Source organism: Streptomyces calidiresistens (assembly GCF_014141525.1).
Lineage (GTDB): Bacteria > Actinomycetota > Actinomycetes > Streptomycetales > Streptomycetaceae > Streptomyces > Streptomyces calidiresistens.
In genome coordinates, this window is record NZ_VKHS01000163.1 from 1 (window position 1) to 8543 (window position 8543).

The following is an 8543-nucleotide window of genomic DNA, read 5'->3' on the forward strand; positions in this document are numbered from 1 at the left end:
CTCCGGTCGAGTCCCCCGCCCTCCCCGCCGACCGGCCGGAGGACCCCACCGGCGGGATCGCCCTGAGCGGACGGAACAGGGCCTGCGCCCGGGCCCGTGCCCTGGCCGGGATGGTGCTGACAAGCGGCCTCGTCGTCACGATCGGGACCATGGACACCAGCGTCTCCGCTCCCGGGGGCATGGTCTGACCCGGTGACACCGACGAACGGCGCGGGACGCCCCCTCCACCGCGGGCGGCCCGCGCCGTCCCGTGCGGCCGCACGGGAATGATCGGATCCGTCCGACTCGCTCCCTGCCGCGCCAAGTGACTGCCGAGTACACTTCATCCCCATGCGTTCTCGTGCGCCGCACATCGTCGGACGTGACCACCACCTCGCGCGGCTGGAGCAGTCGCTGGTGAACGCGCGGAATCAACGCGGCGGGGTCGTCTTCCTGACGGGGGAAGCCGGCATCGGCAAGTCGCGTCTCGCGGCCGAGGCTGTCGGGATGGCCTTCGATTCCGGCATGCGGGTGCTCCGCGGACGCAGCAGCACCACCGGCCCCACCATCCCCTTCCGGCCGCTCACCGAGGCACTGATGTCGCTGTTCCGCGGCGGTGAGCCGATGGACGACCTGGCCCTGGGACCCTACCGGCCGGTGCTCGGGCAGCTGATTCCCGAGTGGGGCCACGAGGTCCGCGAGGCCGGCTCCATGGTCGTCCTCGGCGAGGCGGTGCTGCGGCTGCTGATCGCCACCGGGCGGGAACGGGGACAACTCCTGCTGTTGGAGGACCTCCACGACGCCGATCCGGAAACCCTGGCCGTGGTCGAGTACCTGGTGGACAACCTCGACTTCTCGCCCGCCGTGCTGCTCGCCACGATCCGTACCGAGCCCTGTGACGCGCTGGACATGGCGCTCGCCGCCCAACAACGCGGCACCGGTTCGTTGTTGGAGTTGTTGCCGCTGCGCCGCGACGAGGTGCGGGAGATGATGGCGGCCCACCTGGGAACCGATCCGAAAGGGGTCCCCGAGGCGGCCCTGGACAGGTTGTGGGACGACAGCGCGGGCAGCCCCTTCATCATCGAGGAACTCCTCCAGGGAATGATCTCCGGCGGGGCGCTGGTGCGGGGCGAGGACGGCTGGCGCGTGGTCGGCGACCCGCGCAGCGACGTGACGAGCACGCTGGCCCGGGGCATCCTGCGCCGCATCGACCGGCTCGGGCCGCAGGGGCTGACACTGCTCTCCGCGGCAGCCGTGTTCGGTCGCCGCTTCCCGTTGTCGGTCCTCCAGCACATGACCGGGATGAACGACCGCGATCTGCTGACGCACCTGCACGCCGGCGTCGCCGCCCAGCTCGTGGTGCCCGACGAGCCCTCGCCCGATTGGTACGCCTTCCGTCACCCGCTCACGGTGGAGGCGCTCTTCACCCAGCTCACCCCGGGCAACCGGGCCGCCCTCGCCGGGCGGGCCGCCGACGCGGTGGAGGCGTTGCATCCGACGCTGGACGGCGAGTGGTGTCCACTCGTGGCCGAACTGCGCCTCGCGGCCGGGGACCATGTCGCGGCCGGGAGGTTGTTCGCCGAGGCGGGGTTGCGGGCGCTGCGCGGCGGCACGGTGGGCTCGGCCGTCACCCTGCTCAACCGGGCCGAGGAACTCCTGCTCGACACCCCGGAGATCACCCGTCGCGCGGAGAACCTGGAGGCACTGCTGCCGGCCCTGGCCGAAGCGGGGGAGTTCCCCCGCGCCTTCGCCCTGGCGGAGGAACTGCACGCGCTGGGAGGAGCGGGGCTCACCCCACGACGGCTCTCCGCCCTGCACACGCGCCTCGCGGGGGTCGCCCACATCGCCGGACGCTGGGCCGACGGAAACCGACAGATCGAACGGGCCCGTGCCGTTCTGGGCGAGGGGGCGGCGGAACAGGACACCGCACCCATCGATGTCGCCGCGGCCTACCTGACCCTGGACACCCCGGGAGCGGCTCGTACCCAACTCGCCGAGAAACTGGCCCGTTCCGGGCTGGAGGCCGCCGAGCGGCACGGACTGCCCGTGGTCGCCTGCCGTGCCCTCGAACTGCTGGCCGGCCTCACCCGGGAGCGCGACGTCGAGGAGGCCACCGGGCTGTTGGAACGGGCCCTCTACCTGGCGGAGAAGCACCGCCTCCCCCTGCAACGGATGTACGTCCTCACCCGTATCGGTGGCAACAGGTGGCTCGCCGACGGGGACCCGGAGGCGTTGCGGACCGCCCGGGAGGAGGCACAACGCCTCGGGTCGGTCACCGTCGTCCACACCATCGACGGCATCCTCACCCTGGACGCCGTGCTGCGGGCCGACTTCGCCGGGGCGGAACGGTCCGTGGACGCCCAGCTGCCGGTCGTCCAGCGTCTGCGGCTGGCCCCCGCCGCCCGCTATCTGCTCCTGGCCCGCTCGGCCCTGGCGGGACACCGCGGCGACCGGCCCGCGATGGAGGCGACGCTGGAGGCGTTCGCCGAGTGGGACGGTCCCGGCTCCCAGGAGGAGCCGCTGACGCTCGGTCTGGCCCGGGCGTTCTGTTCGCTGCTGGAGGAGGACCGTTCCCGTGCCGTTCGGGAGCTGCGGGAGGTCGCCCTCCTGGAACGGGAGAACCCGAGCACCTACCACCTCAGCGGGCACCACGGACTCGCGGTCCTGCTGGACGTGCTCTCCGGGGACGCCGACCGCACCGCCCACGAGGAGACCGCCGGCGGCGCACCGGGCCGGCTGCGCTGGAACCGGCAGTTCCTGGAACTGGCCCGGGCCGTCCTCCTCGGTCGCGAGGGGCGGGGCGAGGAGGCCGGGACCGTGCTGGCCGGGGCCCTGCGGCTCGCCGAGCCCTATCCCACCGCCCTGCACCTGGGCCTGCGGTTGGTCGCCGACGCCGCCCGGGAGGACGGGTGGGGCGAGCCCGTCTCCTGGCTGCGCCGGGCCGAGCACCACTTCCACCGCCACGAGGTGCCCGACGTGACCAACGCCTGCCGGGCGGCGCTGCGTCGCATGGGTGCCCCGGTGCACCAGCACCGCACCGGGACCAGCCGCATACCCGAGGAACTGCGGGCCCTGGGCGTGACCGTCCGGGAGTACGAGGTCTTCCGGTTGCTCCCGGACCGCCCCGGCAACAAGGACATCGCCGACCGGTTGTGCATATCCCCGCGGACGGTGGAGAAGCACATCGCGAGTCTGCTCACCAAGACCGGTCGTCCCAACCGAGCGGCCCTGTGCGACCTCTCGGCCTCCCTGTGAGGACCGCCCCCGCCCCCGGGGCGCCCCGTCCCGGAGGCGCTCCGCCCCCGGGGCGGCGCCCCTGCCGCGGGAACCGCTCCCCCGCGCTCACCTCATGGCCCGGACCGGGCGCGAGGCCAGCGTCCCCAGGCCCGTGAGGGCCAGGATGAGGGCGACGATCCCGAACATCGCCCCGGTGCCCGTGTCGGCGAGCGCCCCGCACATCAGCAGGGAGACGGGGGCGATGGCGTACCCCAGGACCATGTCCAGGGAGATGACCCGGGTCAGCACCGACTCGGGGACGTTGCGCTGGAGCCAGCTGAGCCCGAAGACCCCTTGGAAGCCGATGGCGAAGCCCATGGTCAGGACCGTTCCGACGGCCACCGCGGCGCTGTCCAGCACCCCCAGCACCCCCATGCCCACCGCCAACCAGCCGGCGAGCCCCGCCACCAGCAGACCCACCCGGGGCCGCCCGGACACCGTGCCCCCGACCAGCGCGCCGAGGGTGGCGCCGGCGGCGAGGGCCCCGTTGAGGAGGCCCAGGGTCATCGAGCCCCCCTCCAACTCCCCGCGGGCCAGGGCGGCGAAGCCGATGGTGAACGGCCCCGCGTAACAGAACGTCACGGCCACGTCCACGGCGAGCATGCAGCGGATGCGGGCGTCCCCCCAGGCGTACCGCACGCCGGCACCGATGCGGGCGACCAGGCCGGAGTCGGCGCCGTCGTCCGGCCCGCCCCCGTCCCCCTCCGTCGTCTCGTCGGCGGTCTTCCGACGGGTCCGGATGCCGGAGACGCACAGGGCGCAGACGGCGAAGCAGGCCGCGTCGACGAGGAAGGCCACCCCGGCGTTGGTGAAGGCCACCACGACACCGCCGAGCGCCGGTCCCAGCACGGCGCACACCCGGGCGCCGGCCCCCAGGAGGGCGTTGGCCTGGGTCAGCGTCTCCCGGTCCACGACCCGGGGCAGGATCGCCACCCGGGCGGGTTGGAAGAAGGCGTCGACGGCCCCGAAGAGCGCGGCGGCGACGCACAGCATCCACAGCGTCAGTGTTCCGGTCAGCGCGGCCAGGCCGACCGCGGCCATCAGGCCGGACCGCGCCCAACTGGAGAGCACCATCAGCAGGCGGGGCGACCACCGGTCACCGAGTGATCCGCCGACCAGGGTGAGCACGGCGCGGGGCACGGCCTGGAAGGCGAGCACGTAGCCGAGGGCGAGGGTGGAGTCGGTGAGGGTGAGGGTGACCCAGGCGAAGGCGATGTAGCTGAAGCCGTGACCGAGCTGGGACAGGGCCTGGGCCAGCCACAGCAGTCGGAAGGAGGGGTGCCCGGCGGGACTCCACAGGCGTGCCCCGGCACCTCCCAGGGTGGTGGTCATGAGTGGACCTCTCGTGCGCGGTGGGCGGGGGTCAGTAGTGGACGGGCAGTGCGGTGAGGCTGCGGTTGAGCAGGGAGGGTTGCCAGGTGTGCTCCCGGGAGGCGAGGCGCAGATCGGGGTGCTCGCGCAGCAACACGTCGACCACGGTGACCGCCACCAGACGGGCCAGGGCCGCGCCGATGCAGAAGTGGGCGCCGAAGCCGAAGCCGAGGTGGGGGGTTTTGCCGCGCCGCACGGAGAAGACGTCGGGGTCGGGGAAACGCGCCGGATCGCGGTTGGCCGCGGCGGTGACCAGGAACAGGCGGTCCCCCGCCCGAATGGTGTGGCCGTCCAGTTCCAGGTCCCGGGCCGCGCCCCGGATGGACATCTTGGAGGGGCCGTCGTACCGCATGGTCTCCTCGATCGCCGCCCCGACCAGTTCGGGGTCCTCCCGGACGGCGGCGAGCTCGGCCGGGTTCCGCAGCAGGGCCAGGACGGCGTTGGCGATGAGGTTGCCGGTGGTCTCGCCGCCGGCGAAGGCCATCTGGGTGAGCATCCCGACGAACTCCTCCTCGGTGACGGTGTCACCGACCCGTCCGTCGGCGAGGACCGAGCCGATCAGGTCGTCGCCGGGTTCGGAACGACGTCGGCGCACCAGGTCCCCCAGGTAGTCCTCCAGGCTGACCAGGGAGCGCAGCGAGGTGCGGTACTCGCGTTCCTCCTGCGCCGCGCCCAGGACCAGATCGCCCACCCGGGCGTTCCAGTACCAGAACGAGGGGCCGTCGGCCGCCGGCACGCCGAGCCAGCGGCCGAAGACCAGCGAGGGGAGCGGCCGGGCGATGTCCGCGACGAGGTCGCCCGTGGTGCCGGGCACGGCCCGACGGGCGAGCACGGTGCGGGTCACCCGCTCGACGAAGCCCCGGTAGCGCGCGATGGCCCGGGCCGCGAACTGTTCCTGGAAGACCTGGCGCAGCCGGCGGTGCTGCGGCGGGTCGTTGAAGACCATCCAGCGGGAGAGGATGCCGAAGGCGCGTTCGGCGTCCTCGCGGGCGCCCTGCGGAACGGCGTCCATCAGCGGCCGGACCCGGTCGGCGGAGATCGCCGGGTCGCGCAGGCAGCGCATCACCTGCTCGTGGCCGGTGATCAGCCAGGCGTTGTGCATGCGGCTGTGGTGGACCGGCCGGTGGTCGCGCAGGGCGTTGAGGTAGCCGTAGGGATCGGCGTTGATCACCGGATCGAGCAGGTACCGCTCGGTGAACAGCGGCGCTCCCGGGGCCGTGGTCCCGGTGGTGGCGGTGAGGGTGAGGGGTGCGTTCACTTCCGGGCCTCCGCCCTGATCGACTCCAGCAGCGCGGCGGTGCGGCGCACCAGCGGCTCGGAGAGCATGGACATGTGGTCGCCCTCGGTGATGTGGACGGTCAGCCCGCCGCCGGCGAGGGCGCGCCAGCGGTCGACGTAGGCGCGGAAGCCGACGTCCAGGCCGGGCATGGGACGGTCCTCCGGCAGGTGGGCGGCGGCGGTGCCGATGACCAGGTGGACGTGGCCCGGGTAGGGGCGCGGGGTGTAGTCGGCGAGCGCGGTGAGCAGGGAGTGCCACACCTCGATGGGCGCCTTCTCCACCATGTCGGCCTCGCTCCGGCTCATGCCGGCGTCCAGCAGGAGGGCGGTCAGCTCCGCCGCGGCCCGATCCCGCTCCGGGGAGGGCGGCAGCTCCCGGACCCGGTCGCGCAGGGGCAGCGCCTCGCGCATCCGTCGGCCGACCCCGGCGAGCCGGGCGCCGGCCTCCGGGCTCGGCAGGTAGGGCTCGATGAGCACCAGCGGGGCGACCTCGTGGCCGTCGGCGTGCAGCCGGCCGGCCATCTCCAGGGCGATGTTGGCCCCCATCGACCAGCCCAGCAGGTGGTGCGGTCCGGGTCCGCCCCGTTCCGCCAGTTCGGCCGCGTAGTTGGCGGCGATGCCGGGGATGTCCCCGGGGTCGGTGCCGCCGAGCAGGCCGCGCGCCTGGAAGGCCCGCACCGGGTCCCCCGGCGGCAGGGCCCGGGCCAGGGGGACGTACCAGGCGGCGCTGCCCCCGCTGGGGTGGACGCACCACAGCGGGACGCCGTCGCCCCCGCGCAGCCGCACCTCGGAACGGATCTCCGGGACCGCGTCGGATCCCGCGGCACCCGGGCACCGACCGGCCCGGTCGGCCCGGTCCGCGAGGCCGGCCACGGTGGGGGTCTCGATGAGGTCGCGCACCGAGATCGACAGGCCCCGGTCCCCGGCCAGGGCGGCCACCCGCACGGTGGACAGGGAGCTGCCGCCGATGTGGAAGAAGTCGTCGTGGACACCGATGCGTTCCAGGCCCAGGACCTCCCGCCAGACGTCGACGAGGGTCTCCTCCACCGGGGTGCGGGGAGCGACGTACCCGGCTCCGTCCCCCGCCCGCTCGGCGGAGGGCAGGGGCAGCGCCCGCCGGTCGATCTTGCCGCTGCTGTTGACCGGCATGGCGTCCAGGACCACGAAGCGGGCGGGAACCATGTAGCCGGGCAGTCGGCCGCGCAGGTCCCGGCGCAGCGACTCGACGGTCGGCTCCGCGCCGTCCCGGGGCACGAGGTAGGCGACGATGCCGGGTTCGCCGGGCAGGTCGCGCCGCAGGAGGACGACGGCCTGGCCGACGTCGGGGAGCCGCCGCAGCGCGTGCTCGATCTCGCCGAGTTCGATGCGGTAGCCGCGGAGCTTGATCTGCGCGTCGCGGCGTCCGAGCCAGCGGACCGAGCCGTCCGGCAGGTGGGTGCCGATGTCACCGGTGCGGCACAGCCGGGCGCCGGGCGGCCCGTAGGGGTCGGGCACGAAGGCGGCGGCGGTCAGTTCGGGGCGGTTGAGGTAGCCGCGGCCGACGGCGTGTCCGCCGAGGTGGATCTCGCCGGGCACACCCACGGGGACGGGACGCAGGTCCTCGTCGAGGACGTGGACGCGGGTGTTGCGGATCGGGGTCCCGATCGGCGGACGACCGCCGGCGGGCCGCAGTCGCGCGGCGACGTTCCACACCGACGCCTCGGTCAGGCCGTAGACGTTGAGGAAGCACCGGTCCCGGGACCACCGGTCGGCCAGGTCGGCCGGGCACTCCTCGCCCGCGACCTGGAGCTGGTCCAGGGCGGGGAACCGGTCCTCGCCGAGGGTGGCCAGGGCGCTGGGCGGGAGCATCGCGGCGGTGACGCCCTCGCGGATCAGGGTGTCGGCCAGGTCCGGGCCGGGGCGCAGGTCCTCGCGGGACGCGGTGCACAGCACCCCGCCGTTGGCCAGGGCCCAGGTCATCTCCAGGATGGAGGCGTCGAAGCCGAAGGAGGCGAACTGCAGGACCCGCACCCCGGGGCCGTGGGTGACGAGGTCCCGCTGGCCCTCCAGCATGTTGGTGAGGCCCCGGTGGGGGATGGCGGCCCCCTTGGGGGTCCCGGTGGAGCCCGAGGTGTAGATGACGTAGGCGGTGTTGTCGGGGCCGATCGGCGCCTCCGGGAGCGGGTCGGAGGGGGCGGAGCGGTCGGAGGGACTGTCCAGCAGCAGCACGGGGCCGTCGAAGGGCACCGTGTCCGCGAGGGGGGACTGCGTCAGCAGGACCCGCATACCGCTGTCACGGGCGATGAACCGCAGCCGCTCCGCGGGGAGTTGCGGGTCCAGCGGCACGAAGGCCCCGCCCGCCCGGTGGACCCCGAGCACGGCGCGCACCATGTCCGGTCCGCGGTCGACGCAGATCCCGACGACGGTCTCCGGGCCGACGCCCAGGTCCCGCAGCCGCTCGGCGATCCCCCGGGCGGCGATCCCCAGTTCGGCGTAGGTGACCCGCTCGCCGCCGGAGTGGGAGACGGCGACGGCGTGCGGGGTGCGGGCGGCATGGCCGTCGACGCACTCGTGGAAGAGCAGCGGCGTGTTGGTCCGGTCCGGTCCGCGACCGAGGGCGAGGACCGCCTCCCGTGAGGCCGGCGGAAGGGCGGGCGGGG

5 protein-coding genes are annotated in these 8543 nt (G+C 74.1%); 2 read left to right on the top strand and 3 right to left on the bottom strand.

Features of this window, described 5'->3' with window-relative positions:
* Positions 1-188 (top strand): hypothetical protein (locus FOE67_RS09545; protein WP_182662523.1); only part of this gene is annotated, 188 nt, incomplete at its 5' end.
* 142 nt (positions 189-330) lie between these two features.
* On the top strand, positions 331-3234 hold the full coding sequence (locus FOE67_RS09550; protein ID WP_182662525.1) for a helix-turn-helix transcriptional regulator: 2904 nt from the start codon (positions 331-333) through the stop codon (positions 3232-3234).
* Positions 3235-3321: 87 nt separating this feature from the next.
* Here the strand turns inward: FOE67_RS09550 and FOE67_RS09555 are convergent, their stop codons facing one another.
* The 3 genes from FOE67_RS09555 to FOE67_RS09565 all read right to left on the bottom strand — a co-directional run.
* The gene (locus tag FOE67_RS09555; protein WP_182662527.1) at positions 3322-4587 is read right to left on the bottom strand and encodes an MFS transporter; all 1266 of its coding nucleotides are present in this window, start codon (positions 4585-4587) and stop codon (positions 3322-3324) included.
* Between the two features lie 31 nt (positions 4588-4618).
* Positions 4619-5884 carry a cytochrome P450 gene (locus FOE67_RS09560; RefSeq protein WP_182662529.1) on the bottom strand — a complete coding sequence of 422 codons (1266 nt, stop codon included), beginning with the start codon at positions 5882-5884 and terminating at the stop codon, positions 4619-4621.
* Positions 5881-8543, bottom strand: a 2663-nt coding sequence (locus FOE67_RS09565; RefSeq protein WP_182662531.1) for a non-ribosomal peptide synthetase, incomplete at its 5' end; no start/stop codon positions are given. The genes FOE67_RS09560 and FOE67_RS09565, both read right to left, overlap by 4 nt.

Coding starts and splice junctions, on each gene's coding strand:
- FOE67_RS09550 (WP_182662525.1), top strand. CDS start 331: ATGCGTTCTCGTGCGCCGCACATCGTCGGACGTGACCACCACCTCGCG.
- FOE67_RS09555 (WP_182662527.1), bottom strand. CDS start 4,587: ATGACCACCACCCTGGGAGGTGCCGGGGCACGCCTGTGGAGTCCCGCC.